Annotated in this window: 22 protein-coding genes; 13 read left to right on the top strand and 9 right to left on the bottom strand. The window is 66.5% G+C overall.

The genetic code is table 11. The features are described from left to right. Positions 1–30 precede the first annotated feature (30 nt). On the top strand, positions 31–420 hold the full coding sequence (locus PCA10_RS04990; RefSeq protein ID WP_016490940.1) for a septal ring lytic transglycosylase RlpA family protein: 390 nt from the start codon (positions 31–33) through the stop codon (positions 418–420). A 14-nt stretch (positions 421–434) separates the two neighbouring features. Beyond that, positions 435–812, top strand: a complete 378-nt coding sequence (locus tag PCA10_RS04985; protein WP_016490939.1) for a carboxymuconolactone decarboxylase family protein — start codon at positions 435–437, stop codon at positions 810–812. 126 nt (positions 813–938) lie between these two features. Here the strand turns inward: PCA10_RS04985 and PCA10_RS04980 are convergent, their stop codons facing one another. From PCA10_RS04980 to PCA10_RS04970, 3 genes are all read right to left on the bottom strand, one after another. Further along, positions 939–1880: an AEC family transporter gene (locus PCA10_RS04980; RefSeq protein ID WP_016490938.1), complete on the bottom strand. Its 942-nt coding sequence runs from the start codon at positions 1878–1880 to the stop codon at positions 939–941. A 197-nt stretch (positions 1881–2077) separates the two neighbouring features. After that, positions 2078–2638 carry a response regulator transcription factor gene (locus tag PCA10_RS04975; RefSeq protein WP_016490937.1) on the bottom strand — a complete coding sequence of 187 codons (561 nt, stop codon included), beginning with the start codon at positions 2636–2638 and terminating at the stop codon, positions 2078–2080. A gap of 24 nt (positions 2639–2662) precedes the next feature. Further along, positions 2663–3919: an ATP-binding protein gene (locus tag PCA10_RS04970; protein ID WP_016490936.1), complete on the bottom strand. Its 1257-nt coding sequence runs from the start codon at positions 3917–3919 to the stop codon at positions 2663–2665. Between the two features lie 237 nt (positions 3920–4156). Between PCA10_RS04970 and PCA10_RS04965 the strand changes: the two genes are divergently transcribed. The 4 genes from PCA10_RS04965 to PCA10_RS04950 all read left to right on the top strand — a co-directional run bounded on the left by PCA10_RS04965 (position 4157) and on the right by PCA10_RS04950 (position 9945). Continuing rightward, positions 4157–4870 carry an SIMPL domain-containing protein gene (locus PCA10_RS04965; RefSeq protein WP_016490935.1) on the top strand — a complete coding sequence of 238 codons (714 nt, stop codon included), beginning with the start codon at positions 4157–4159 and terminating at the stop codon, positions 4868–4870. A 211-nt stretch (positions 4871–5081) separates the two neighbouring features. After that, positions 5082–6683, top strand: a complete 1602-nt coding sequence (locus tag PCA10_RS04960; RefSeq protein ID WP_016490934.1) for an ABC transporter substrate-binding protein — start codon at positions 5082–5084, stop codon at positions 6681–6683. 258 nt (positions 6684–6941) lie between these two features. Further along, a complete protein-coding gene (locus tag PCA10_RS04955) occupies positions 6942–8309 on the top strand; it encodes an OprD family outer membrane porin (protein WP_016490933.1) in 1368 nt (455 codons plus the stop codon). A gap of 37 nt (positions 8310–8346) precedes the next feature. Next, a complete protein-coding gene (locus tag PCA10_RS04950) occupies positions 8347–9945 on the top strand; it encodes an ABC transporter substrate-binding protein (RefSeq protein WP_016490932.1) in 1599 nt (532 codons plus the stop codon). 284 nt (positions 9946–10229) lie between these two features. Here the strand turns inward: PCA10_RS04950 and PCA10_RS04945 are convergent, their stop codons facing one another. Continuing rightward, a complete protein-coding gene (locus PCA10_RS04945) occupies positions 10230–11447 on the bottom strand; it encodes a M24 family metallopeptidase (RefSeq protein ID WP_016490930.1) in 1218 nt (405 codons plus the stop codon). A gap of 160 nt (positions 11448–11607) precedes the next feature. Here PCA10_RS04945 and PCA10_RS04940 point away from each other — a divergent pair, with 160 nt between their 5' ends. The 6 genes from PCA10_RS04940 (at position 11608) to PCA10_RS04915 (ending at position 18231) form a co-directional block, all read left to right on the top strand. Continuing rightward, positions 11608–12171 (top strand): cupin domain-containing protein, encoded by a 564-nt coding sequence (locus PCA10_RS04940; RefSeq protein WP_016490929.1) that lies wholly within the window; start codon positions 11608–11610, stop codon positions 12169–12171. Positions 12172–12462: 291 nt separating this feature from the next. Continuing rightward, entirely contained in the window at positions 12463–14037 is a 1575-nt protein-coding gene (locus PCA10_RS04935; protein WP_394296623.1) for an ABC transporter substrate-binding protein, read from the top strand. Positions 14038–14227: 190 nt separating this feature from the next. Then, on the top strand, positions 14228–15238 hold the full coding sequence (locus PCA10_RS04930; RefSeq protein WP_016490927.1) for an ABC transporter permease subunit: 1011 nt from the start codon (positions 14228–14230) through the stop codon (positions 15236–15238). Positions 15239–15268: 30 nt separating this feature from the next. Continuing rightward, entirely contained in the window at positions 15269–16180 is a 912-nt protein-coding gene (locus PCA10_RS04925) for an ABC transporter permease subunit (RefSeq protein WP_016490926.1), read from the top strand. Between the two features lie 108 nt (positions 16181–16288). Further along, complete coding sequence (locus PCA10_RS04920) at positions 16289–17263, top strand: ABC transporter ATP-binding protein (protein WP_016490925.1); 975 nt, start codon at positions 16289–16291, stop codon at positions 17261–17263. Continuing rightward, positions 17260–18231, top strand: a complete 972-nt coding sequence (locus PCA10_RS04915; protein ID WP_016490924.1) for a peptide ABC transporter ATP-binding protein — start codon at positions 17260–17262, stop codon at positions 18229–18231. Before PCA10_RS04920 ends, PCA10_RS04915 begins: the two co-directional genes overlap by 4 nt. A gap of 87 nt (positions 18232–18318) precedes the next feature. Here PCA10_RS04915 and PCA10_RS04910 read toward each other — a convergent pair whose 3' ends face one another. Next, positions 18319–18936, bottom strand: a complete 618-nt coding sequence (locus tag PCA10_RS04910; RefSeq protein ID WP_016490923.1) for a LysE family translocator — start codon at positions 18934–18936, stop codon at positions 18319–18321. A 142-nt stretch (positions 18937–19078) separates the two neighbouring features. Between PCA10_RS04910 and PCA10_RS04905 the strand changes: the two genes are divergently transcribed. After that, entirely contained in the window at positions 19079–19552 is a 474-nt protein-coding gene (locus PCA10_RS04905) for an Lrp/AsnC family transcriptional regulator (RefSeq protein WP_144277023.1), read from the top strand. 76 nt (positions 19553–19628) lie between these two features. Here PCA10_RS04905 and PCA10_RS04900 read toward each other — a convergent pair whose 3' ends face one another. From PCA10_RS04900 to PCA10_RS04885, 4 genes are all read right to left on the bottom strand, one after another. Next, on the bottom strand, positions 19629–20549 hold the full coding sequence (locus PCA10_RS04900) for a 5-oxoprolinase subunit C family protein (protein WP_016490921.1): 921 nt from the start codon (positions 20547–20549) through the stop codon (positions 19629–19631). Then, on the bottom strand, positions 20546–21223 hold the full coding sequence (locus PCA10_RS04895) for a 5-oxoprolinase subunit B family protein (RefSeq protein WP_016490920.1): 678 nt from the start codon (positions 21221–21223) through the stop codon (positions 20546–20548). Before PCA10_RS04895 ends, PCA10_RS04900 begins: the two co-directional genes overlap by 4 nt. After that, complete coding sequence (locus tag PCA10_RS04890; RefSeq protein ID WP_041770138.1) at positions 21220–21966, bottom strand: 5-oxoprolinase subunit PxpA; 747 nt, start codon at positions 21964–21966, stop codon at positions 21220–21222. Before PCA10_RS04890 ends, PCA10_RS04895 begins: the two co-directional genes overlap by 4 nt. Before the next feature lie 658 nt (positions 21967–22624). Then, the gene (locus tag PCA10_RS04885; protein WP_081664034.1) at positions 22625–25192 is read right to left on the bottom strand and encodes a sulfite reductase flavoprotein subunit alpha; all 2568 of its coding nucleotides are present in this window, start codon (positions 25190–25192) and stop codon (positions 22625–22627) included. Positions 25193–25257: the final 65 nt, after the last annotated feature.

Here is a 25257-nt window from a genome sequence, read left to right as displayed (position 1 = left end):
CCCGGCGTTTTCTTGTCCGAGGTATTCGGCATGTTCCGCACCCTGCTCGCACTTCCGTTGCTCGCCCTGTTCCTGGCGGGCTGCAGCACCAGCCCCTTCAGTGGTGGCGGGAGCGAGTCCGCCCACGGCTACCGCGCCGAAGGCAAGGCCTCCTATTACGGCTCCCGGCACCATGGCCGGCGCACCGCCAGCGGTGAGCGCTTCGACCAGCACGCCCTCACCGCCGCCCACCGTACCCTGCCCTTCGGCACCCGGGTGAAGGTGACCAACCTCAACAACGACCGCACGGTGGTGGTACGCATCAACGACCGCGGCCCCCACACCCGAGGCCGCATCATCGACCTCTCCCACGAGGCCGCCGAGCGCCTCGGCATGCTGCGTGCCGGCGTGGCACTGGTGCGGGTGGAAACCATCGACTGACTGGAGAAAAGACAATGACTGAAGCACGCAAGCCCGGCCTCCAGGTACGCCGGGAAGTCATGGGCGACGCCTTCGTCGACCGCGCCCTGGGCAATGCCACCGAATTCACCCAGCCGCTGCAGGACTTCGTCAACGAACATGCCTGGGGCGGCGTGTGGAACCGCGAAGGCCTGGACCGCAAGACCCGCAGCCTGATCACCCTGGCCGCCCTCACCGCACTGAAATGCCCGCAGGAACTCAAGGGCCACGTGCGCGGCGCCCTGAACAACGGCTGCACCGTCGAGGAAATCCGCGAGGCCCTGCTGCATTGCGCCGTCTACGCCGGCGTACCGGCCGCCATCGACGCCTTCCGCGCCGCCCAGGAAGTCATCGACGCCCATCAGCAGGCCTGACAACCGCCGGACGGACACACGTAGGATGGGTCGGGCGGCGTTCCGCTGAGCGGAGCGATACCCATCAACCCCGCATGATGGGTTTCGTACCTCAACCCATCCTACGTCCGGATCGTGAATGGGCTCTCAGATCCAGCCGGCCCACTGCAGCAGGAACAGCCCCACGTTGGTGGTCACCACCGCCGCCAGGGTGGTGATCACGATGATCGCCGCCGCCAGCTCGTGGTTGGCATTCACCGCACGGGCCATGACGAAGCTCGCGGCGGCGGTCGGGCTGGCGAAGTAGAGGAAGAGGATCGCCAGTTCGGCATCGCGGAAGCCGCAGAGCCAGGCGCCCAGGGTTGCCAGGATCGGCAGCCAGACCATTTTCATCAGACTGGCACTGATGGCGACCTTGCCGCTGGAACGCAGGGACGCCAGGGAAAGCGTGCCGCCGATGCAGATCAGCGCGAGCGGCAGGGTCATCTGCGCGAAGTACTCGCCCGAGGTGATCAGCCAGGCCGGCAGCGGCAGTTGCCAGTAGGCCACGGGCATGGCCGCCAGCACGCCGAGGATCAGGGGGTTGCTGATGATGCTCTTGGCCAGGCTCAGCGGGTCGCTCTTGGCGTCCGGGCTGTAGATCGCCAGGACGATGGCCGACAGGGTGTTGTAGCTGAGGATCACCACTGCCCCGAGGATACTGCCCACCGACAGCCCGTAGTCGCCATACATGCTGGTGGCCAGGGCCAGGCCGACGATGCCGTTGTTGCCGCGAAACGCGCCCTGGGCATAGATGCCGCGATCGGCGGCCGGACAGCGCAGGATGGCCCAGCCCCAGCCGACCAGGAAGCACACCAGGGTCGCCGCGACGAAGTAGCCGATCAGCGCCGGCTGCAACGCGGTGCGCAGGTCGGCCTGGACGATGCCGAGAAACAGCAGGGTCGGCATGGTGCCCTTGAACACCAGGCTCGATGCGGTGTTGATGAAGGCGGTGTCGATCCAGCCGAGGCGCTTCAGGCCCACGCCCAGGAACAGCATGGAGAACACCGGCGCGGTGATGCTGAAGGTCTGTTGGACGACGGCGAGCATTGGCGAACCTTGGCACGGGATAGTTAGGCGGCTAAGGATACCAATTGCGAAGGGAAAAAGGCTTTCGCGAGGTCTTCAGGATCGACTATCTGTAGGGGCGAATTCATTCGCCAAGCAGGCCGAAGGTCTGCCCCGCCGACTTGCAGGGGGACACTACGTGTCCCTTGGCGAATAAATTCGCCCCCACAAGAACCGGCTCAGCGCCGTACCGGACGCTTCTGCAACTTGCGCTGCAGGGTACGGCGGTGCATGCCCAGGGCGCGGGCGGTGGCGGAGATATTGCCTTCGTGCTCGGCCAGCACTCGCTGGATGTGCTCCCACTGCAGGCGGTCCACCGACATCGGGTTTTCCGGCACCAGGCTGTCCAGGTCGGCATGCTCGGAGAGCAGCGCGGTCAGCACGTCGTCGGCGTCGGCCGGCTTGCACAGGTAGTTGGTGGCGCCGCGCTTGATGGCTTCCACGGCGGTGGCGATGCTCGAGTAGCCGGTGAGGATCACCACGCGCATCTCCGGGTCCAGTTCCAGCAGCTTGGGCAGCAGCACCAGGCCGGAATCGCCGTCCATCTTCAGGTCCAGCACCGCGTAGTCGGGCAGGTCGTCCTTGGCCAGCACCAGCCCCTCTTCTGCGGAGCCGGCGACCGATACCCGCAACCCACGGCGCGCCATGGCCCGCGCCATGACGCGGGTGAAGGTGGCATCGTCGTCCACCAGCAGCAGGTGGGGTTGCTCTTCGCCTTCGATCAGGGGTTCGTCAGTCATCTCGCTTCCTCTTCGTCAAGGCACTCAGGCGACGCCGTAGCTGCGCGGCAGGCGCAGCTCGGTCAGGGTACCGCCTTCCTCATGGTTATAAAGTTTAACCGTGCCGCCGGCACGGGTAACGCTGGCCTGGCTCAGGAACAGGCCGAGGCCGAAGCCCTTGCCCTTGGTGGTGAAGAAGGGCCGGCCCAGTTGCTCGGCGATGGCCAGGGGCACGCCGGCCCCGTGGTCGCGGATGGTCAGCACCATCCACTGGTGGTCCCAGTTGACGCGGATATCGAGCTTTTCCGGGCAGGCGTCGGCGGCATTGTTGAGCAGGTTGAGCAGGGCCTGGGTCAGGTCGGCCGGCGGCTTGAGCCGGGGCGCGGTGCCAAGGCCGAGGCACTGGTAGCGATAGGTGGCCTCCGGGCGCATCAGGTGCCAGCGGTTGAGCGTGACTTCCAGCCACTCGATCACCGACTGCTCCATCACCGCCTGGCGGCGATCCGCCTCGGCGGCGCGCACCAGCTGCTGCAAGGTGTCCTTGCACAGCTTCACCTGTTCCTGCAGTAACGCCAGGTCGTCCTGCAGCCCGGGCTTGTCGCGGTATTCACTGCGCAGCTCCTTGAGCAGCACGCTCATGGTCGCGAGCGGCGTGCCCAACTCATGGGCGGCACCGGCGGCCTGGGTGGCGACGGCCAGCAGTTGCTGGTCGCGCATGCCTTCCTCGCGGCGGACCGCCTGCAACTGGTCCTGGCGCCGCAGTTCCTCGGCCATGCGCGCGACGAAGAAGGTGATCAGCGCCGCGGCCAGGGCGAAGCTCAGCCACATGCCGTAGATCAGCAGCGACTCGCGCTGGCCGGTGGGCATTTCCAGCGGATGGAACAGCACCAGCAGCAGGGTGTAGGCCGCGAGCGCGAGGCCCGCCAGCGTCGTGGTGTAGAGCCAGGGCAAGGTGGCCGCGGCAATGGTCAGCGGCACCAGGTAATAAGAAACGAAGGGGTTGGTCGAGCCCCCGGAGTAGTACAGCAGCACGCTGTGGATAACCAGGTCCAGGCCCAGCTGCACGGCGTACTCCAGCTCGGTGACCGGCCACGGCCCGCGCAGCCGCACAGCGGTGCCGACGCAAAGCACCAGCGAGACGCAGAGGGTCAGGCTCAGGGCCAGCCAGGGTAATTGCAGCAGCTGGCTCTTGTAGGCCAGGCCGACCGAGCCGGCCTGGGCGGCCAGCACGAGTATGCGGATCAGGGTCAGCCGCAGCAGATTCTGGCGGCTGGCGGACAGTAACTGTACGGGTTCGAGCATGGGTACTCCCTGGAATCGGCGGAGTATAACCAAGGCGCGCCCCGGCCCGCCTCCATGCGGCAACTCGCCGCAGCGAGGCCATACTTGTCGCGCCAAGATCAAACTGCCAGCAGCTTCTGGAACAACGGTGCCGAATCAGGGTCAATTGCCGCGCTTAACCCGAATGGTCGTCTACCCTCGTCCAACACGGAAATCTCTGCGCGATCCGCGCGGAACAAAGTCCCACAAGGAGCCCCCATGTCCAAGTTCAAGCATTTCGTCGCCCTCGCGTTCTGCGCCGCCAGCCTCGTCGCCGTTTCGACCCAGGCCACGGCCGAGCAACGCTTCAATCAGGTTTCCCTGCGTGCCGAGGTCAGCCATGACGTGGCCCATGACCTGATGAACGTCACCCTCTTCAGCGAGTCGCAGAACACCGACCCGGCCAAGCTCGCCAACGAGATCACCAGCGCCCTCAACAGCGCCCTGGCCAAGGCCAACAAGGTCGAGGGCGTCACCGTCAGCCTGGGCAGCCGTCACAGCTTCCCCGTGTATGACAACCAGGGGCAGAAGATCACCACCTGGCGCGAGCGCGCCGAGCTGAACCTGGAAAGCGCCGACTTCGCCAAGCTGTCGCAGCTGGTGGCCGACCTGCAGGGTGACCTGAAGATGTCCGGCATGAACTTCAGCATCGCCGAGAAAACCCGCAAGACCCATGAAGACGAGCTGATCAAGCTGGCCGTGGATGCCTTCAAGGCCCGCGCCCAGCTGGCCACCAACGCCGTTGGCGGCAAAGGCTACAAGCTGGTCAGCCTGAGCCTGAACAGCGCGGGCTTCCAGCCGCCGCAGCCGATCATGATGCGCAGCATGGCCGCCAAGGGCATGGCCGATGGCGTCGCCGTGTCCGAGATCGAAGCCGGCACCAGCCGCGTCAGCGTCAGCGCCGACGGCACCATCGAAGTGCAGATGCCCTGAGCCTGACCGGGCGCCGCCTTGCAACGAGGCGGCGCCCTCCCCACCAGCTGGTCTCGATTTGCGAAATTGCGACACGCCCTTACAGCTTTATTCCCCCGACTACACTCTTTGCCCACCGGCCCTTGCATCGGGCATATGCCCTGCATAGTTTCTGGCAAGGCCCCCACGAGGGGCCCCTCACGATGACAAACAAAACAAATATGAGGTCAACATGCGTAAAAACGCCGTCATCCAGGCACTTGTCGCCGCTGGGCTGATCGCCAGCGCGCCCTTCGCCAGCGCCGCAAGCAATCTGGTGTTCTGCTCCGAAGGCAGCCCCGCCGGTTTCGATCCGGGCCAATACACCACCGGCACCGACTTCGATGCCGCCGCCGAAACCGTGTTCAACCGCCTGACCCAGTTCGAGCGTGGCGGCACCGCGGTGATTCCAGGCCTGGCCGAAAAATGGGACGTGTCCCCCGACGGCCTCATCTACACCTTCCACCTGCGCCCCGGGGTGAAGTTCCACACCACCGACTACTTCAAGCCGACCCGCGAGTTCAACGCCGACGACGTGCTCTTCACCTTCCAGCGCATGCTCGACAAGGACCATCCCTTCCGCAAGGCGTACCCCACCGAATTCCCCTACTTCACCGACATGGGCATGGACGCCAACATCGCCAAGGTGGAGAAGGTCGACGACCGCACCGTCAAGTTCACCCTCAACGGCGTGGATGCGGCCTTCATCCAGAACCTGGCCATGAGCTTCGCCTCCATCCAGTCCGCCGAATACGCCGACCAGTTGCTCAAGGCCGGCAAGGCCGCCGACATCAACCAGAAGCCCATCGGCACCGGTCCCTTCGTCTTCAAGCGCTACCAGAAGGACGCGCAGATCCGCTTCGCCGGCAACAAGGACTACTGGCAGCCCGGTGACGTGAAGATCGACAACCTGATCTTCGCCATCAACACCGACGCCTCCGTGCGCATGCAGAAGCTCAAGGCCGGCGAATGCCAGGTCACCCTCTTCCCCCGTCCGGCCGACCTGGACGCGCTGAAGAAGGACCCGAACCTGAACATGCCGTCGCAGCCGGGCTTCAACCTCGGCTACATCGCCTACAACGTCACCCACAAGCCCTTCGACAAGCTCGAAGTGCGCCAGGCGCTGGACATGGCGGTGAACAAGAAAGCCATCATCGACGCCGTCTACCAGGGCGCCGGCCAACTGGCCGTGAACGGCATGCCGCCGACCCAGTGGTCCTACGACGAGAGCATCAAGGATGCCGGCTACAACCCGGAACAGGCCAAGGAACTGCTCAAGGCCGCCGGCGTCAAGGAAGGCACCGAGATCACCCTCTGGGCCATGCCGGTGCAGCGCCCGTACAACCCCAACGCCAAGCTGATGGCCGAAATGCTCCAGGCCGACTGGGCCAAGGTGGGCATCAAGGCCAAGATCGTCAGCTACGAGTGGGGCGAATACATCAAGCGCGCCAAGGGCGGTGAGCACGACGCCATGCTGATCGGCTGGAGCGGCGACAACGGTGACCCGGACAACTGGCTGGGCACCCTCTACGGCTGCGACGCCGTGGACGGCAACAACTTCTCCAAGTGGTGCGACGCCGGCTACGACAAGCTGATCAAGCAGGCCAAGGCGACCCCGGACCAGGCCCAGCGTACCGAGATGTACAAACAGGCCCAGCACATCCTCAAGGACCAGGTGCCGATCACCCCGATCGCCCACTCCACGGTCTACCAGCCGATGCGCAAGAACGTGCAGGACTTCAAGATCAGCCCGTTCGCGCTCAACTCCTTCTACGGAGTGGGCGTAGGCAAGTAAGCCGCGCCTGAAAAAACGGGGCCTTCGGGCCCCGTTTTGTTTTCCTGCGTTCCCACTTCCTCCCGCCGCGCCGCATCCCCGGAAATTTCCCCAGCTAGACAAGACAATTCCCACAGCCTGACGCAGTGCAGGCGCCTTGTTGCCAGTTTAAGCAGCACTTAATTTCCAGTCGGGTTCAAACGGCATCCCGCCATGCCCACGGGGCCCGGGGAGTCTCGGCGCGCCCGCATAAACACAACAACAAGAGGAACGCATCCCATGAACCTGATTACCCGCAACGGAACTCTGCTGGGTCTGGCCTTGCTGACCGCCAACGCCACCCTGGCGGCCGAGCAGGCAATAGACCAATCCACCGCCAGGGGCTTCGTCGAGGGCCAGAAGGTCGACCTGGTCACCCGCAACTTCTTCTCCCACGAGCGCACCCAGGACAGCTTCAGTTTCACCATCCCCAAGGATGACGGCGGCGAACCCACGCGGGACCGCTGGACCTGGGTGCAAGGCACCCGGCTCATCTACAACTCGGGCTACACCGAGGGCACGGTCGGCGTCGGCCTGGACCTGGAAGCCATCGGCGCCGTGAACCTGGAGCGGGGCAAGGGGCGCATCGCCGGCGGCGGCAATCGCACCCTGGCCGACAGCAACGGCCATGGCGTGGCGGAGTGGTCGAAGATGGGGGTCGCCAACCTGCGCCTGCGAGCCTCGCGCAGCGAGCTCAAGGCCGGTCGCTTCCGAGTGGACACACCGGTGTTCTCCTACATCTACAACCGCGCCCTGCCCTCCAGCTTCGACGGCGTGGCGCTCGACAGCTTCGAGCTCGACAGCCTCAGCCTGCACGCCGGCAGCTTCCGCCAGGTCAGCCCGCGTAGCCGCGCCGGCAGCGAGGACTTCACCACCGAATACGGGACCCGCGAGGTACGCAGCGATCGCATGAGCTACGTCGGCGCCCGTCACACGCCGGTCGAGGGATTGGAGCTGAGCCTGTTCAGCGCCCGTTTCGAGGACGTGTGGAACCAGCACTTCCTCGGCGCCACCCATGAACTGGGCGACCCCGAGGAGCTCGCCCTGCGTACCGAGCTGCGGGCCTACTCGACCCGCGACCAGGGTGCGCGCAAGGCCGGCTACATCGACAACGACTCCTGGAGCCTGGCGTTCAACCTGACCCACCGCGCCCACAGCCTGACCCTGGGCTGGCAACGGGTGCATGGCGACGAGTTCTTCGACTACGTCAACGAAACCGATGCCATCCACCTGGGCAACTCCCGCTACTCGGACTACAACGGCCCGAACGAAAGATCCGCGCTGTTCAGCTATGACTTCGACTGGAGCCAGTACGGCGTGCCCGGCGTCAGCACCGGCTACTGGTACGTCAAGGGTTGGGGCATCGACGGCACCCGCTACCGCGGCGATCGCAACGGCGCCTATGGCAACTACGCCGAAGTGCGCGCCATGGACGGGGAGCGTCACCGGGAGTACGGCCTGTCGCTCAACTACAAGGTTCCCGGCGGCAACCTGGAAGGCAGCACCGTCCGGGTCCTCTATATGGAACACAAGGCTAGCAAGCAGCAGGTAGACGGCAGCACCAACGAACTGCGCATCGTCAGCACCTTCCCCTTCAACCTCCTGTAGAGTTCATCCAAATCGGTCGGCGCCCAGGAGTCACGCGATGTTGAAGACGCTTCGAACCCTCCCGTTGGCGCTGGCCCTGGGCTGTTTCAGCTGGGCCGCCCAGGCCGCGACCCTGGTGGTCTGCACCGAGGCCAGCCCGGAAGGATTCGATATCGTCCAGTACACCGCGGCCACCACCGCCGATGCGTCGGCCGAAACCCTCTTCGACCGCCTGGTGCAGTTCGTCCCCGGCACCACTCGCCTGCAGCCGGGCCTGGCGGAAAGCTGGAGCATCAGCCCCGACGGCCTGGTCTACGAGTTCCAGCTGCGCCAGGGGGTGCAATTCCACAGCACCCCCTGGTTCAGCCCCAGCCGCCCGTTCAACGCCGATGATGTGCTCTGGACCTTCCAGCGCCAGCTGGACCCACGGCATCCCTGGCACAAGCTGTCTCCGCGTGGTTTCCCCTATGCCGAATCCATGGTCTTCGCCGAACTGATCCAGAGCATCGAGAAGCTCGACGAGCACCGCGTGCGCTTCACCCTGAAACACCCCGAAGCGCCCTTCCTCGCCGACCTGGCCATGGGCTTCACCTCGATCTATTCGGCCGAGTACGCCGAGCAATTGCTCAAGGCCGGCAAGGCCGAGCAACTGAACCGGCAGCCGGTGGGCACCGGCCCCTTCGTCTTCGAGCGCTACAGCAAGGATGCCCAGGTACGCTTCCGCGCCAACCCCACCTACTGGGCCGGCAAGCCTGCGGTGGAGAAACTGCTGTTCGCCATCACCCCCGATCCCAATGTGCGGGTGCAGCAACTCAAGGCCGGCGCCTGCCAGATCGCCGTCTACCCGCGCCCCGCCGACATCGCCGGCCTGCGCCAGGACCCGGCGCTGGATATCCTCGAGCTGGATTCCCTGCTCACCGCCTACGTCGGTATCAACACCCGTCGCCCGCCGCTGGACGACGTGCGGGTGCGCCAGGCCATCAACCTCGCCTTCGACACCCGCGCCTACCTGCGCGCACAGTTCGGCGAGGGCAACGCCAGCCTCGCCGTGGCGCCCTACCCGGCCACCTTGCTGGGCTTCAACGACAAGCTCGACCCCTGGCCCCATGATCCGGCAAAGGCCCGCCAGCTACTGGCCGAGGCCGGCCACAAGGATGGCTTCAAGCTGAGCATCTGGACCCGCCCCGGCGGCGGCCCGGCCAACCCCAACCCGGGAATCGGCGCGCAGATGCTCCAGGCGGACCTGGCGGCCATCGGCGTCAAGGCGGAGATTCGCGTCTTCGAGTGGGGCGAGCTGATCAAGCGTGCCAAGAACGGCGAGCACGACCTGGTGTTCATGGGCTGGGCGGGCGACAACGGCGACCCGGACAACTTCCTCACCCCCAACCTGTCCTGCGCGGCGGCCGAGTCGGGCGAGAACCAGGCCGGCTGGTGCAACGGGGAATTCGACGAACTGATCCGCCAGGCCCGCGCCATCACCGAGCCCGCCAAGCGCGCCGAGCTCTATCGCCAGGCCCTGGCGATCTTCCACGAACAGGCGCCGTGGATTCCCCTGGCCCACCCCAGGCAGTTCGCCGCCCTGCGCAAGGGCGTGCAGGGCTTCCAGCTCAATCCCCTGGGCTCGAACAACTTCGCCAGGGTGAAAGTCGTCCCGTAGGAGCGAGCTCAGGTAGCCCGCAGGATGGGTCGGGCGGCGTTCCGCGAGCGGAGCGAAACCCATCAGCAGGCCCGGATGCAATCCGGGAAAAACCCACCGCCGCTCCCGGATTTCATCCGGATCTACGAACTGCCGTAGAACGTGGCGGGTCGCGCTCATGGTGTAGGGGCGAATTCATTCGCCAAGCAGGCCGCAGGCCTGCCGGTCGCCCCGGGGCAAGCCCTAACCGCCCCTCACCCCGACCCTCTCCCAGAGGGAGAGGGAGGCCCCACCAACCAACCGCGTCAGGCTTCCAACCCGAACGGGTCGTCGATGGAATGGCTCGGCTGGGTAAACCAGCGCGGGCCGTTGGCCGTCATGTAGAAGTGATCCTCCAGGCGGATTCCGAACTCCCCCGGCACGCAGATCATCGGCTCGTTGGAGAAGCACATGCCCTCGGCCAACGGCGTCTCGTCACCACGGACCAGATAGGGCCCTTCATGGACGTCCAGGCCGATACCGTGGCCGGTACGGTGGGGCAGGCCGGGCAGTTGGTAATCCGGCCCCAGGCCTGCGGCCTCCAGGCAGCGGCGGGCGGCGGCGTCCACCGAGCCGCAGGGCGCGCCCAGGTTGGCTGCGTCGAAGGCGGCCTGCTGGGCGGCCTTCTCCAGGTTCCACAGCGCGCGCTGGCGCTCGCTGGGGGTGCCGAACACATAGCTGCGGGTGATGTCCGCCTGGTAGCCATGGAGCTGGCAGCCGGTGTCGATCAGCACCATGTCGCCGTCCTTGAGCACTTGCGCGTGCTTGACCCCATGGGGGAAGGCACTGGCCTCGCCGAACAGCACGATGCAGAAGGTCGAGCCCGGCGCGCCCACCTTGCGGTGCGCCTCGCGGATGAACTCGGCCACCTCGAGGGTGCTGATGCCCGCACGGAGGATGCTGGCGGCGGCCTTGTGCACTTCCAGGGTCATGTCCTTGGCGCGCTGCATCAGCGCCAGCTCGGTGGCGGACTTGTGGTAGCGGCAGGGGTTGATCACACAGGCGGCATCGACGAAATCGAAGCCCGCCCCCAGGCGGCGAATGCCATCGAACATGAAGAAGGCGAGGGACGGGCACAGCCCCACCACCGCGTCGGCGGCCAGGCCCATGCCCGCCAGCATGTCGAGCAGCAGGCGGTAGGGGTTTTCGTGTTCCTGCCAGGTGTGGATAACGCCGTCCACCTCGCGGAAATCGCGGATGGTGCCTTCCTCGAAGGCCGGGGCGATATAGGCCAGCGCGCCATGGGCGGGCAGTACGGCCCCCACCATGCGTTCGCTGGGGTTCCATTTCACGCCGGTGAAATAGCGCAGGTTGCTGCCGGCGTTCAGGTAGATGGCGCTGAGCCCCTGCTCACGCATCAGCACCTGGGCCTTGGCGATGCGCGCCTGGTACTCGGCGAGATCGATGGGCTGCACGCTCGCGGTCATGTTGGTCAGGCCGCCCAGCGCCTGTTGCGGAGTCTTGCCACCTACACCCACTGTCATGTCGTTCTCCCGAATCCTGTTGCAGTCGACAGAATTTAAGCACCACTTAAATAACCGTCAATGCGAAATTTCAGTTCTACTTAATTTCATTAATGCGACAAGCCTTTTCTAAGATGCGCCGCCGGCTATACTGGCGCCCTTCAGAACACGAGCCACGCCAATGACCGTAGATCGCATCGGGGAACGCTTGCGCCGCTATCGCCGCGCCGCCAACAAGACCCTGAACCAGGTAGCCGCCGAATCGGGCCTGACGGCCAGCTTCCTGTCCCAGGCAGAGCGCAACCTCACCGGCGTGTCCATTTCATCCCTGGCGAACATCGCCAAATCCCTGGGAATTCCGCTCAACACCCTGTTCGACCAGCCCATGCAGCACCAGCCCGATTCCCACCAGGGCCAGCGCGTGCGCTACACCATTGGCGGCCAGCCGCTGGCCTACGAGCGCCTGACCAGCAACTTCCCCGGCAACCTGATCAACGCCGTGAAGATGAGCATGCCGGTGGGCTACCAGTCCGAACTCATCTCCCACGAAGGCACCGAGTTCGCCTATGTGCTCTCTGGGCAGATCGTCTACACCATCGAAGGCCGCAACTACCCGCTGGGTGCCGGGGATTCGGTGCATTTCGACGCCGCCAAGCCGCACTTTCTCGCCAACGCCGGCGACGAAATCGCCGAGGTGCTGACCGTCACCACCATGGGCCTGTTCGACGACCATCCCAGCGCCTGAACTCCAGTTTTTCTCAAGTAAGCCTCACTGAATTTAAGTTGACCTTAATTTCAGCATCACTTAAGTTCGGCCTTTCCGGTGCGGGCTGGGTCATCCCTTTTTCCGCACCTCTCATCGCCCGCTCGGGAGCGCCGGCATCCGGCACCCCGGCTCGCGAATGACGGGCGACCTGCGGCCCACGAAGCCACAGGATCAGGGGCCACCAACAGCACCGACTGCGACCACCTGATACGCCGCCCTCAGAACAACAACAACGAGGTCCGCATGCGTCAGAAATCCACCTTCAAGTCCATGCTCGCCGCCAGCCTGATTCTCGGCTCCGGCCTCTCCCACGCCGCCAGCAACCTGGTGTTCTGCTCCGAAGGCAGCCCCGCCGGCTTCGATCCGGGCCAATACACCACCGGCACCGACTTCGACGCGACCTCCGAAACCCTCTTCAACCGCCTCGCCCAGTTCCAGCGCGGCAGCACCCAGGTCGAGCCGGCCCTGGCCAGCAGCTGGGATATCGGCGAAGACGGCAAGCGCTACGTCTTCCATCTGCGCCCCGGCGTGAAGTTCCACAGCACCGACTACTTCAAGCCGACCCGCGCGTTCAACGCCGACGACGTGCTCTTCACCTTCCAGCGCATGCTCGACAAGGACCACCCCTTCCGCAAGGCGTACCCCACCGAGTTCCCCTACTTCACCGACATGGGCCTGGACAAGAACATCGCCAAGGTGGAGAAGGTCGACGAGATGACCGTGGCCTTCACCCTCAACGAGGTGGACGCCGCCTTCATCCAGAACCTGTCGATGAACTTCGCCGCCATCCAGTCCGCCGAGTACGCCGACCAGTTGCTCAAGGCCGGCAAGGCCGCCCAGATCAACCAGAAACCCGTCGGCACCGGCCCCTTCGTGCTCAAGCGCTACCAGAAGGACGCGCAGATCCGCTTCACCGGCAACAAGGACTACTGGAAACCCGAGGACGTGAAGATCGACAACCTGATCTTCGCCATCAACACCGATGCCTCGGTACGCGCGCAGAAGCTCAAGGCCGGCGAGTGCCAGGTCACCCTCAACCCGCGCCCGGCGGATATCGAGTCGCTGAAGAAGGACCCGAACCTGCTGGTGCCCAGCGAACCCGGCTTCAACCTCGGCTACATCGCCTACAACGTCACCCGCGCCCCCTTCGACAAGCTCGAAGTGCGCCAGGCGCTGGACATGGCGGTGAACAAGCAGGCCATCATCGGCGCCGTCTACCAGGGCGCCGGCCAGCTTGCCGTGAATGGCATGCCGCCGACCCAGTGGTCCTACGACGAGACCATCAAGGACGCCGGCTACAACCCGGAACAGGCCAAGGCGCTGCTGAAAGCCGCCGGCATCGAGGAAGGCACCGAGATCACCCTCTGGGCCATGCCGGTGCAGCGCCCGTACAACCCCAACGCCAAGCTGATGGCCGAGATGCTCCAGGCCGACTGGGCCAAGGTGGGCATCAAGGCCAGGATCGTCAGCTACGAATGGGGCGAGTACATCAAGCGCGCCCACAACGGCGAGCACGACGCCATGCTGATCGGCTGGACCGGTGACAATGGCGACCCGGACAACTGGCTCGGCACCCTCTACGGCTGCGACTCGGTCAACGGCAACAACTTCTCCAAGTGGTGCGACGCCGACTACGACAAGCTGGTGAAAGCGGCCAAGGCCACCGCCGACGTGGAGCAGCGTACCGCGCTGTACAAGCAAGCCCAGCACCGCCTGAAGGAGCAGCTGCCGATCACCCCGATCGCCCACTCCACCGTCTACCAGCCGATGCGCAAGGACGTGAAGGACTTCCTGATCAGCCCCTTCGGCCGCAACAGCTTCTATGGTGTCTCCAACGAACGCTGAGTGATCGGGGCCGGGCAACCGGCCTCGATGGCTACTTCGAGCCGGCGCAGACCGGCCGAAGCCTTTCTTACCTGCCACAACGAACGCAAGGCCCGGCCCCATGGTCCGGCGCCTTCACCCATGCGGCCTAAACTGCAGGGAACGGTCAACCAATGGCCGGCATTACCAAGATGAGGAGTGATTCGCCCAAATGCTGAGTTTCATCGCGCGCCGACTGGGGCTTCTGATCCCCACCTTCTTCGGCGTCACCCTGCTCACCTTCGCCCTGATCCGCCTGATTCCCGGCGATCCGGTGGAAGTGATGATGGGTGAACGCCGGGTCGATCCGGAAATGCACGCCCAGGCCATGGAACGCCTGGGCCTCAACAAACCGCTGCCGGAACAGTACCTGGACTACATCGGCAAGCTGGCACAGGGCGACCTGGGCGAATCCCTGCGCACCCGCGAGGGTGTCTGGAACGAATTCCTCACCCTGTTCCCGGCCACCCTGGAGCTGGCCATCGCCGCGCTGATCTTCGCCGGCACCCTCGGCGTGCTGGCCGGGGTGATTGCGGCGCTCAAGCGCGGCTCGCTGTTCGACCACGGGGTGATGGGCATATCCCTGGCGGGCTACTCCATGCCGATCTTCTGGTGGGGCCTGCTGCTGATCATGTTCTTCTCCGTGGGGCTGGGCTGGACCCCGGTGTCCGGGCGCATCGACCTGCTCTACGACATAGAGCCCAGGACCGGCTTCATGCTCATCGACACCCTGCTTTCCGAAGAGGAAGGCGCCTTCGTCGACGCCCTGCGCCACCTGATCCTCCCCGCCGTGGTGCTGGGCACCATCCCGCTGGCGGTGATCGCCCGCATGACCCGCTCGGCCATGCTCGAGGTGCTGCGCGAAGACTACGTGCGCACCGCCCGCGCCAAGGGCCTGTCGCCGGCCCGGGTGGTCTTCGTCCACGGCCTGCGCAACGCGCTGATCCCGGTGCTCACGGTGTTCGGCCTGCAAGTGGGCGCCCTGCTCGCCGGCGCGGTGCTGACCGAAACCATCTTCTCCTGGCCCGGCATCGGCAAATGGTTGATCGAGGCCATCGGCGCCCGGGACTACCCGGTGGTGCAGAACGGCATCCTGCTGATCGCCTGCCTGGTAATCGTGGTGAACTTCGTCGTGGACATCCTCTATGGCCTGGTAAACCCACGCATCCGCCACCAGCGTTAATGGCCCTGGACAGTTTCCCTGGAGCAACTGATGAACACGGTTTCAAATATCCCGGCCACTGACCCGAGCATCCTCTACCCTTCGCCGCTGAAGGAGTTCTGGAAGGCCTTCGCCCACAACAAGGGCGCCGTCGGCGGCCTCGCCTTCATGATCCTGATCGTGATCTGCGCGCTCTTCGCTCCCTGGGTCGCGCCCCATGACCCGAGCGAGCAGTTCCGCGACTTCCTGCTGACCCCGCCGGTGTGGCTGGAAGGCGGCCAGGCGCAGTTCCTGCTCGGCACCGACGAACTGGGCCGCGACCTGCTTTCACGGCTGATCTTCGGCGCCCGGCTGTCCCTGATGATCGGCCTGGCGTCGGTGGTGATGTCGCTGATTCCCGGCATCCTCCTCGGCCTGGTGGCGGGCTTCTTCCCGCGCCTGCTGGGCCCCTCGATCATGCGCCTGATGGACATCATGCTGGCCCTGCCCTCCCTGCTGCTGGCGGTGGCCATCGTCGCCATCCTCGGCCCGGGCCTGATCAACACCGTGATCGCCATCGCCATCGTCTCGCTGCCCTCCTATGTGCGTCTGACCCGCGCCTCGGTGATGGGCGAGCTGAACCGCGACTACGTCACCGCCTCGCGCCTGGCCGGCGCCGGCCTGCTGCGCCTGATGTTCGTCACCGTGCTGCCCAACTGCATGGCGCCGCTGATCGTCCAGGCCACCCTGAGCTTCTCCTCGGCCATCCTCGACGCCGCCGCCCTGGGCTTCCTCGGCCTCGGCGTACAACCGCCGACCCCCGAGTGGGGCACCATGCTGGCCTCCGCGCGCGACTACATCGAACGCGCCTGGTGGGTGGTCTCGCTGCCCGGCCTGACCATCCTGCTCAGTGTGCTGGCGATCAACCTGATGGGCGACGGCCTGCGCGACGCGCTGGACCCGAAACTCAAGAATGCCGTCTGAGGAGCCCGCCATGAATCAAATCATCTTCGTAGGATGGGTTGAGCGCAGCGATACCCATCACGTCCGGTCGAGCACCCCGAACATCGCGTACCGCCCGGAGACCGCAGTATGAGCCTCCTCGACATCAAAAACCTGTCCGTGCGCTTCGGCGACGCCGATGCCGTCCCGGTGGTGGACGGCCTCGACATCAGCGTGAACAAGGGTGAAGTGCTGGCCATAGTCGGCGAGTCCGGCTCCGGCAAGTCGGTGACCATGATGGCCCTGATGGGCCTGATCGATGCGCCCGGCCGGGTCACCGCCGACAGCCTGCGCTTCGACGGCCACGACATGCTCACCCTCAAGGGCAAGCAGCGTCGCCACATCGTCGGCAAGGACCTGGCGATGGTCTTCCAGGACCCGATGACCGCGCTCAACCCCAGCTACACCGTGGGCTTCCAGATCGAGGAAGTGCTGCACCAGCACATGGGCCTCAAGGGCAAGGCCGCCCGCCAGCGTGCGCTCGAGCTGCTGGAACGGGTGGAGATCCCCGGCGCCGCCAGCCGCCTCGATGCCTACCCGCACCAACTCTCCGGCGGCATGAGCCAACGCGTGGCCATTGCCATGGCGATTGCCGCCGAGCCCAAGCTGCTGATCGCCGACGAGCCCACCACCGCCCTGGACGTCACCATCCAGGCGCAGATCATGGACCTGCTGCTGGACCTGCAGCGCGACCAGGGCATGGGCCTGGTGCTGATCACCCACGACCTCGCGGTGGTCGCCGAGACCGCCGACCGGGTCTGCGTGATGTATGCCGGCCAGGCCGTGGAAATCGGCGAAGTGCCGCGCCTGTTCGACTCCCCCACCCATCCCTATACCGAAGCCCTGATCAAGGCGATTCCCGAGCACAGCCTGGGCGCCCGTCGCCTGGCGACCCTGCCGGGCATAGTCCCCGGTCGCTACGACCGGCCCCATGGCTGCCTGCTGTCGCCACGCTGCCCCTATGGCCAGCCCAACTGCGTGGCCCAGCGTCCGACCCTGGATGCCCACGCCCATGGCGCCGTGCGCTGCTTCTACCCCCTTAACCTGATCGAGGTGGCGCGATGAGTGCCGTATTGACCGCTCGCGAGCTGACCCGCCACTACGAGGTATCCCGCGGCCTGTTCAAGCCCCACGCCCTGGTGCGCGCCCTCAACGGCGTGTCCTTCGAGCTGGAGGCCGGTCGCACCCTGGCCGTGGTCGGCGAGTCCGGCTGCGGCAAGTCCACCCTCGCCCGCGCCCTGACCCTGATCGAGGAGCCCTCCTCCGGTTCCCTGCAGATCGCCGGCCGCGAAGTGGCGGGCGCCAGCAAGGAAGACCGCCGGCAGCTGCGCCGCGACGTGCAGATGGTCTTCCAGAACCCCTACGCCTCCCTCAACCCGCGGCAGAAGGTGGGTGACCAACTGGCCGAGCCGCTGTCGATCAACACCGGGCTGTCCCGCGTCGAGCGGCGCGAGCAGGTACAGGCGATGATGCAGCAGGTGGGCCTGCGCCCCGAGCACTTCCAGCGCTACCCGCACATGTTCTCCGGCGGCCAGCGCCAGCGCATCGCCCTGGCCCGCGCCATGATGCTCAACCCCAAGGTGCTGGTGGCGGACGAGCCGACCTCGGCCCTGGACGTGTCGATCCAGGCCCAGGTGCTCAACCTCTTCATGGATCTGCAGGAGCGCTACAACACCGGCTACGTGTTCATCTCCCACAACCTCGCGGTGGTGCGCCACGTCGCCAACGACGTGCTGGTGATGTATCTCGGTCGCCCGGTGGAGATGGGCCCCAGCGCGCTGATCTACGAGCGTCCGCTGCACCCCTACACCAGGGCCCTGCTCTCCGCCACGCCGGCCATCCACCCGGACCCGGCCAAGCCGAAGATCAAGATCGCCGGCGAACTGCCCAACCCGCTCAACCCGCCGTCCGGCTGCGCCTTCCACAAGCGCTGCCCCTACGCCACCGAGCGCTGCAAGGTGGAAGTACCGGAACTGCGGCTGCTCGACGCGCGCCAGGTGGCCTGCCACAACGTCGAGGACATCAACGGCTGAGCCCTTGAATGCGTACCGTAGGAGCGAGCTCTGCTCGCGAACAGCCCGAGCTCGCTCCTACAAATTTAACGACGCCTCGATGAAGCATCAGATATCCCGCAACCACGCCAGCCGCGCCGCGAACCCCACCAGCACCACACCGAACAGCCACTGCTGCACGCGCTGTACCAGCGGCCGGCGCCCCAGCCAGCGGCCCAGCCCCTCGCCCGCCAGGGCATAGGCACTATCGAAGGCCAGTCCCACGGCCACCAGTACCCCGCCCAACAGGGCGAACTGCAGCCCCAGCGGCCCCGCCGCCGGATCGACGAACTGCGGCAGCAGCACCGAGCAGAACAGCAGCGCCTTGGGATTCAGCAGGTTGGTCAAAAGGCCCCGCAGCAGGGCCTTGCCGTAAGCCCGCGACGGCTCCGGCGCACCACTCACCACCAGCGCAGAAGCCTCTGCCTGCAGCAGCTTCACGCCGATCCAGCAGAGGTAGGCGGCACCCGCCAGGCGCACCAGGTCGAAGGTCCAGGGCGCGGTGCGGAACAGCACCGCCAGGCCGAGTCCGGCCAGCGCCACATGGCACCCGCGCGCCAGCGCCAGCCCCAGCGCGGTGGCCAGGGCCATGGCGCGGCCCTGGCGGGCACCGGTTTGCAGCAGGAGGATCATGTCGGGCCCGGGCAGCAGGTAGACCACCGCCAGGGCGATCAGGAAAGCGGTCATTTCTGTGTTCCAGATTCGCCATTGGAAGGAAAATTCTAGAGCCGAAGGCCAGGGCAGGTGCTTGCGTATTCAGCCCATGGAGCCATGATTAATGGCATTTCCTGCCAATCATTACCTACCAATCAGAGCACTTATGCCAAGCATCAAACTCGACGCCCTGGATCACCGGATTCTCGCCGCCCTGCAGCGCGACGGTCGCCTCTCCAACGTGCAGCTCGCCGAGGAAATCGGCCTGTCCGCCTCCCCCTGCCTGCGCCGGGTGCGCCTGCTGGAGGAAGCCGGGGTGATCCGTGGCTACCACGCCAGCCTCGACCGCGATGAGGTCGGGCTGGGCCTGACGGTATTCGTCGGGGTCAAGGTGGAACGCCATGGCCAGGAACAGGCCGAGGCCTTCCGCGCGGCGGTGATCAGCCTGCCGGAGGTAATCTCGGTGCACCTGGTATCGGGCGAATCGGACTTCCTGTTGCAAGTGGTGGTGCCGGACCTGCGCGCCTATGAGCACCTGCTCACCGGCACCCTGCTCAGGCTCCCCGGCGTCAGCGACATCCGCAGCAACTTCGCCATCCAGACGGTGAAGGCGCCCTCCCCGCTGCCGCTGAGCCACTTGCCGAAGTAGGCCCCTCTGCTCGCGAACAGCCCGAGCTCGAACGCTCGCTCCTACGGGATTTGTTGCGGCAGAGAAGCCTTGAAGCTCAACGCCCGAAGAAGCGATAGAACTCCCGCAACTCGTCCTGGGCCTCTTCCAGGCCCATGGCGACGAAGCGCAGCAAGCGGTTGGCCGGGCACTGGGCCAGGCGCCCAAGGTCCAGCGGGTGGACCCAGCCAAGTACCGGATAGCCGCCCATGGTCTGGCGGTCGGCCATGAGAATGATGGGCTGGCCGTCCGGCGGCACCTGGATGGCGCCGCTGACCACGCCCTGGGACCACTGCCGCTGCGGCGCGACCATGGCGTCCCCTTGCAGGCGCGCGCCCATGCGGTCGGACTGCGAGCTGAGCAGCCAGGGCTGCTCGAAGAAGGCGCGGGTCTGTGCCTCGGCGAAGGTCGCGGCATCGCCGCCAATCATCACCCGCAGCACCTGCTCGGCCTGGTAGTCCGGTTGCCAGGGCCAGGGCACGCTGGCGCCACGGGGGAAACCACCGCTGCCGCCGGCAAGCCGATCGCCCACGGCCAGGCGCGCACCGTCACCCTCCAGTCCACCGAGCCCTTCACGCAGTTGGCAGGCGACGCTGCCCAGCACCGCGTCGGCGCGGATGCCGTCGACCAGCGCCAGATAACCGCGCTGGCCGCTGCGGGCGTAGCCGATCTGCAGGCGCTGACCGGCCGCCAGGTGCAGGCGCGACCAATTGAGTCGCGGCTCGCCATCCACCAGCAGCGGCATATCGGCGCCAGTGAACGCCAGCCAGAGCGCTTCCTCCGCCTCGAGCTCCACACCGCCCTGGGCGATTTCCAGTACGGCGCACTGGCGCGGATTGCCCAGCAAGCGGTTGGCCCAGGCCGCCGCCAACAGGTCCATGGGGCCCGCCGGCGATACGCCGAGGTGCTGCCAGCCGTGACGGCCGGCATCCTGCAGCAGGCTAAGGGGGCCGGGCTTGATCACCCGCAGGCCGCTCACGCCTCGCCCCCTTCCGCGCGGTAGCGCTCTTCGTCGATGGCGAAGAAGCGTACGCGGTCGCCCAGGGCCAGCGGACAGGGCGGTTCGCGGCGGGCGTCGAACAGGCTCCAGGGGCAGAGGCCGAGCAGGTGCCAGCCGCCCGGCGATGCCTGTGGATAAATGGCGGTCTGTCGTTCGGCGATGGCCAGGCTGCCGGCCGGCACGCGAACCCGTGGGCTGGCGCGACGCGGCAGGGCGAGGCGCGAATCGAGGCCGCCCAGATAGGCGAAGCCGGGGGAAAAACCGATGGCGCCGACCCGGTACTCGGCGCCGCTGTGGATCGCCACCAGGTCGGCCAGGGCAAGGCCGCAGGACTCGGCCACCCAGGCCAGGTCCTCGCCGCAATACCAGATGGGGATTTCATGCAGCCGGCCGGCCTGGGCGGCGACCGGCTGCGCCAGCCAGTCTTCCAGCAACGGCTCGATCAGTAGCGCCAGCCGCTGGTGGTCGGTGCGGCTGAGGTCGTAGTGCAGCAGCAGCCCGGTCCAGCCCGGCACCAGGTCCAGCAGCAGGTGACCCAGTTGCTGGCGCAGGGTATCGGCCAGCATGGCGATGCGCACCGGCAACCCGGCGTCCGGCTCGTCGGCGAGCACCAGCAGCAGGGCTTCGGCACCCGCAGGCTCGAGGCGGATCATAGGGCGTCCAGCTTGCCTCGCAGACGACGCAGCACCGCCAGGGACTCGGGGTTGTCGCCATGCACGCAGAGGCTGTCGGCCACCAGCCGCAGCGGTTTGCCGTCGATATCCGGGAAGGGTTCGCCCGCGGCGATGGCCAGGGCCTGGTCGAGAATGCGCTCGGGCTCGTGGTGCACGGCGCCCGCCAGGCGCCGGGGCGCCAGCTGGCCATCGGACAGGTAGGCGCGGTCGGCGAAGGCCTCGAACATCAACGGCACGTCGGCGGCATCCGCCAGTTGCAGCTCGCGGCTGTTGTCGGTCAGCGCCAGGACCATCAGCGGCAGGCCCTTGCGGTAACTGGCGCAGGCATCGAGCACCGCCTCCAGCAGCGCATCGTCGCGTACCAGGTCGTTGTACAGCGCGCCATGGGGCTTCACATAGGCCACCTGGGTACCGACCGCCCGGCAGAAGGCGTCCAGCGCACCCAACTGGTAAAGCACCTGGGCCCGTACTTCCTCCGGCGAGCAGGCCATGTGGCGGCGGCCGAAACCGACGAGGTCGGGGTACGCCGGGTGAGCCCCGATGCGCACGTCATGCCGCAGCGCCAGCTCGACGGTACGTTGCATGGTCAAGGGGTCGGCGGCGTGGAAGCCACAGGCGAGGTTGGCCTGGTCCACCAGCGGCATGGCGTGCTCGTCGTTGCCCATGCGCCAGGCGCCGAAGCTCTCGCCCATGTCGCAGTTCAGCAGGATTGGTCTGTTCATGCAGCCGATTATGGCTAAAAGCCGGGACTCTGGTAGGGGTCAAATCATCTGAACCCGCCCAGGAGCAATCCTGCAAGGCGCGCCACGCACCGGGCATCCACGACAGTGTCGTATCCACAGCCGTTGCCCAGCTCATTGCCGAGCGGGCTGGAGGTTTCTGTTTCGCCTTCCCGGGCGAGTTTCTTTTGGCAGTCGCCCCAAAAGAAACCAAAAAGGCTTGCCCCGACATCCGGGTTTGGCTTCGCCAAACTTCCCTCGCTACATCGTCGCTCCGGGGGCCCGGCGTGAGGGGCCATCCATGGCCCCGCACGCCTCTCGCGGCATCCGTGCCGCTCGTCCCCCTCTGCAACGATTCCGCTCGGCCTCCTGAAGGGGCGGTTTGCGCGGCTTCAACTTCTCTGTCCGATGTCAGATCAGTTTAGGCATCAGGACTGTCCGGCGCCCGCCGGCGCGAGTCACCCCTCGCCCGCCGGGAGAGGGGCGGGGGAGAGGGCAGTATCCGCAGCAGCGAGCCAGGTAGGGCAATCACACAACATTGCCGATTCCCAGTTAACAGACCTCTCCCAGATCTCTGTGAAGCGCCCAAAAAAACGCCCCGCACAAGGCGGGGCGAAGCTTCTCTAGGAGCAGGGATCACTCGGTTCGGCGCGGGGCGCCTTCAATACACGTCGCGGCGGTAGCGGCCGTCGTCATTCAGCTGCTGCAGCGCCTCGTCGCCAAGGATTTCGCGCAGGACACGGTCGACGCCTTCGGCCATGCCCTGCAGGCTGCCGCAGACGTAGATCACCGCGCCCTCGTCCAGCCAGGCGCGCAGTTCGCCGGCCGCTTCGCGCAGGCGGTCCTGCACGTAGACCTTCTCGGCCTGGTCGCGGGAGAAGGCCAGGTCCAGGCGTTGCAGCTCGCCCTTGGCCATCCAGCCTTGCAGCTCGTCGCGGCAGTAGAAGTCATGGGCCTGGTTGCGTTCGCCGAACAGCAGCCAGTTGCGCTGGCGGCCGGAGGCGACAGCCGCCTTGAGCAGGCTACGCAGGCCGGCCAGGCCGGTGCCGTTGCCGATGAAGATCAGCGGGCGGTCTTCGTCGATCAGGTGGAAGCGGCTGTTGCGGCGCAGGCGCAGGGGCACGGCGGCGCCCACCGACAGGTAATGAGTCAGCCAGCCGGAGGCGATGCCCAGGCTGCCGTCGGCATGTTGTTCCTGACGCACGATCAGCTCCAGCACGCCGTCGCTGGCCAGCGAGGCGATGGAGTACTGACGCACCGAGAGGCCGATCAGCGCCTGTACCAGGGCCTGGGGCTGCAAGCCCACCAGGTGCTCGAAGGAGTCGGTCAGCAGGCGCCCGGCCAGGGCCTGGCGCAACGGCTGGCGGACGTCGTCCAGCTCCACCTGGGCATCGCCGTCGAGGCCATGTCGGTCGAGCCAGGCCTGGATCCGCGGTTCGGCCTGGCGCGGCAGGATTTCCACCAGGTCGCCGGCTTGCCAGTCCACCTGGCTGCCCAGCGGGGCGCGCAGGCGCAGCATCCAGGTGGATTCCCCCTGGCTGCCGGGGTTGAGGTGTTCGCGGCTTTCCAGGGTCCAGCTCTCGAATGCCGGTCCGCTCCAGGGGCTCAGCGCGACACCGCCGGAAACCTGGGTGAGCTGTTGTTGCCAGTGCTGCAGAGCACCGCCGTCGCCGTTGTCCACTTCCACCGGGTCGAACAGCTGGCTGGCGCCCTGCCCTTTCAGCCAGGCCTGCAGGCGTCGGCCGAAGCCGCAGAACTGCTCGTACTGGCGATCCCCCAGGGCCAGCACGGCGAAGCGCAGGCCGGCCAGTTGGGAAGCCTGGCCGAGCACCTTGCGCTCGAAGCCACGGGCATTGTCCGGGGCCTCGCCATCACCGAAGGTGCTGACCACGAAGAGGGCGTTGCGTGCCTGGGCCAGGGTGCCGCCATCCAGCGCGGCCAGCGGCTCCACCCGAACCGGCAGGCCGGCGGCCTGGAGCTGGCTGGCGCTCTGCCAGGCCAGTTGCTCGGCGAAGCCGCTCTGGCTGGCGAAGCCGATCAGCCAGGCGTCGTCGCCTCCGGCCTCGGCCAGGCCGCCACGGGCGGCTTTCACCGCGCGCTTCTTGCGCCGGCGGTCGAGATAGAGCAACCAGCCGGTGACAAAGAACAGCGGCATGGTCAGGCTCGCCAGCATCACCAGGATGCGGCCGGGCAGGCCGAAGTACTCCCCGACGTGCAAGGCATAGATGCTGGTCAGCAACTGGGCCTTGAAGCTCTTGTCGGTATAGCGCTCGCTGCGCGCCACCTTGCCGGTGGCCGGGTCGAGGTTGATCTGGTTGAGCGCGCGCGGGTGCGCGGCGTCTTCCAGCAGGTAGAACACCTGGGCGGGCTGGCCGCCCACCGGCGGCAAGCGCAGGTTGTAGGCGCTCAACCCGGGGCCGGCGGTCTCGCGGATGCTCTTCCACACCGCGTCGTAGTCCACCACCAGCGGCGGACCGGAAGGCGCCTGCTGGCCGGGACGGCCGCGACCTTCGCCGCGTCCCTCGCCCCGGCGTTCGCCAGGTTTGTGCTGGCCGGCGGGGGCGTCGGAGAGCAGGCGGTTGAGGCCCTCGCGGTACCACTCGTAGGACCAGAACAGGCCCGTCAGGGCGGCCAGGAGGTAGAACACCAGGCACCAGGTACCGGCCACGGCGTGCAGGTCCCAGTTGAAGCTGCGGCCCTTGCGCGACCAGTCCAGGGTCAGCCAGGCGCGCCAGCTGGTGGCCTTGCGCGGCCAGCGCAGGTAGAGCCCGGAGAGGCAGAAGAAGACCAGGATCAGGGTGCTGGCGGCGGTGATCTGCTTGCCGAATTCGCCCATGGCGAGGAACCGGTGCAGCTGCAGCATGAGGCCGAAGAACTGCTGCCCGATCGGTTCTTCGAGGAGTTCGCCGGTATAGGGATCGAAGTAGCGCCAGGGGCCACGGCGCTCGCCCGGCGGCGGGGTGAAGAAGACGCGGGCGGCGTGGTCGTTGTTGGTCTCGACCCAGAGTCCGGAGACCTTCTTGCCCTCGGCGGCTTCGATCTTGCTCACCAGCTCGGCCGGCGGCAGCACACCACCGTCGCGCACCTGGACCGTCAGGCTCTCGGGGTTCAGCAGGCGGAGGATTTCCTCCTGGAAGCTGTACGCAGCCCCGGTGACGCCCATCAGGGCCAGCACCAGCCCGGCACTGATACCGAACAGCCAGTGCAGCTGGAACAGGGTCTTCTTCAACACGTGGATATCCCTCGGGGACGCGCGGGTACGCGTCGAATCGCAGATTCACGGTCGGCACCACG

This window comes from Pseudomonas resinovorans NBRC 106553 (assembly GCF_000412695.1).
Lineage (GTDB): Bacteria > Pseudomonadota > Gammaproteobacteria > Pseudomonadales > Pseudomonadaceae > Metapseudomonas > Metapseudomonas resinovorans_A.
Note: the sequence above shows the minus strand (reverse complement) of the source record. Positions and strands in the feature narration are given on the sequence as shown.

Bases quoted from the DNA above. Each gene is read 5' to 3' on its own strand.
- PCA10_RS04955 (WP_016490933.1), top strand. From the start codon at position 6,942: ATGAACCTGATTACCCGCAACGGAACTCTGCTGGGTCTGGCCTTGCTG.
- PCA10_RS04980 (WP_016490938.1), bottom strand. From the start codon at position 1,880: ATGCTCGCCGTCGTCCAACAGACCTTCAGCATCACCGCGCCGGTGTTC.
- PCA10_RS04910 (WP_016490923.1), bottom strand. From the start codon at position 18,936: ATGACCGCTTTCCTGATCGCCCTGGCGGTGGTCTACCTGCTGCCCGGG.
- PCA10_RS04985 (WP_016490939.1), top strand. From the start codon at position 435: ATGACTGAAGCACGCAAGCCCGGCCTCCAGGTACGCCGGGAAGTCATG.
- PCA10_RS04890 (WP_041770138.1), bottom strand. From the start codon at position 21,966: ATGAACAGACCAATCCTGCTGAACTGCGACATGGGCGAGAGCTTCGGC.
- PCA10_RS04960 (WP_016490934.1), top strand. From the start codon at position 5,082: ATGCGTAAAAACGCCGTCATCCAGGCACTTGTCGCCGCTGGGCTGATC.
- PCA10_RS04990 (WP_016490940.1), top strand. From the start codon at position 31: ATGTTCCGCACCCTGCTCGCACTTCCGTTGCTCGCCCTGTTCCTGGCG.
- PCA10_RS04935 (WP_394296623.1), top strand. From the start codon at position 12,463: ATGCTCGCCGCCAGCCTGATTCTCGGCTCCGGCCTCTCCCACGCCGCC.
- PCA10_RS04930 (WP_016490927.1), top strand. From the start codon at position 14,228: ATGCTGAGTTTCATCGCGCGCCGACTGGGGCTTCTGATCCCCACCTTC.
- PCA10_RS04940 (WP_016490929.1), top strand. From the start codon at position 11,608: ATGACCGTAGATCGCATCGGGGAACGCTTGCGCCGCTATCGCCGCGCC.
- PCA10_RS04915 (WP_016490924.1), top strand. From the start codon at position 17,260: ATGAGTGCCGTATTGACCGCTCGCGAGCTGACCCGCCACTACGAGGTA.
- PCA10_RS04945 (WP_016490930.1), bottom strand. From the start codon at position 11,447: ATGACAGTGGGTGTAGGTGGCAAGACTCCGCAACAGGCGCTGGGCGGC.
- PCA10_RS04925 (WP_016490926.1), top strand. From the start codon at position 15,269: ATGAACACGGTTTCAAATATCCCGGCCACTGACCCGAGCATCCTCTAC.
- PCA10_RS04950 (WP_016490932.1), top strand. From the start codon at position 8,347: ATGTTGAAGACGCTTCGAACCCTCCCGTTGGCGCTGGCCCTGGGCTGT.
- PCA10_RS04970 (WP_016490936.1), bottom strand. From the start codon at position 3,919: ATGCTCGAACCCGTACAGTTACTGTCCGCCAGCCGCCAGAATCTGCTG.
- PCA10_RS04895 (WP_016490920.1), bottom strand. From the start codon at position 21,223: ATGATCCGCCTCGAGCCTGCGGGTGCCGAAGCCCTGCTGCTGGTGCTC.
- PCA10_RS04920 (WP_016490925.1), top strand. From the start codon at position 16,289: ATGAGCCTCCTCGACATCAAAAACCTGTCCGTGCGCTTCGGCGACGCC.
- PCA10_RS04975 (WP_016490937.1), bottom strand. From the start codon at position 2,638: ATGACTGACGAACCCCTGATCGAAGGCGAAGAGCAACCCCACCTGCTG.
- PCA10_RS04965 (WP_016490935.1), top strand. From the start codon at position 4,157: ATGTCCAAGTTCAAGCATTTCGTCGCCCTCGCGTTCTGCGCCGCCAGC.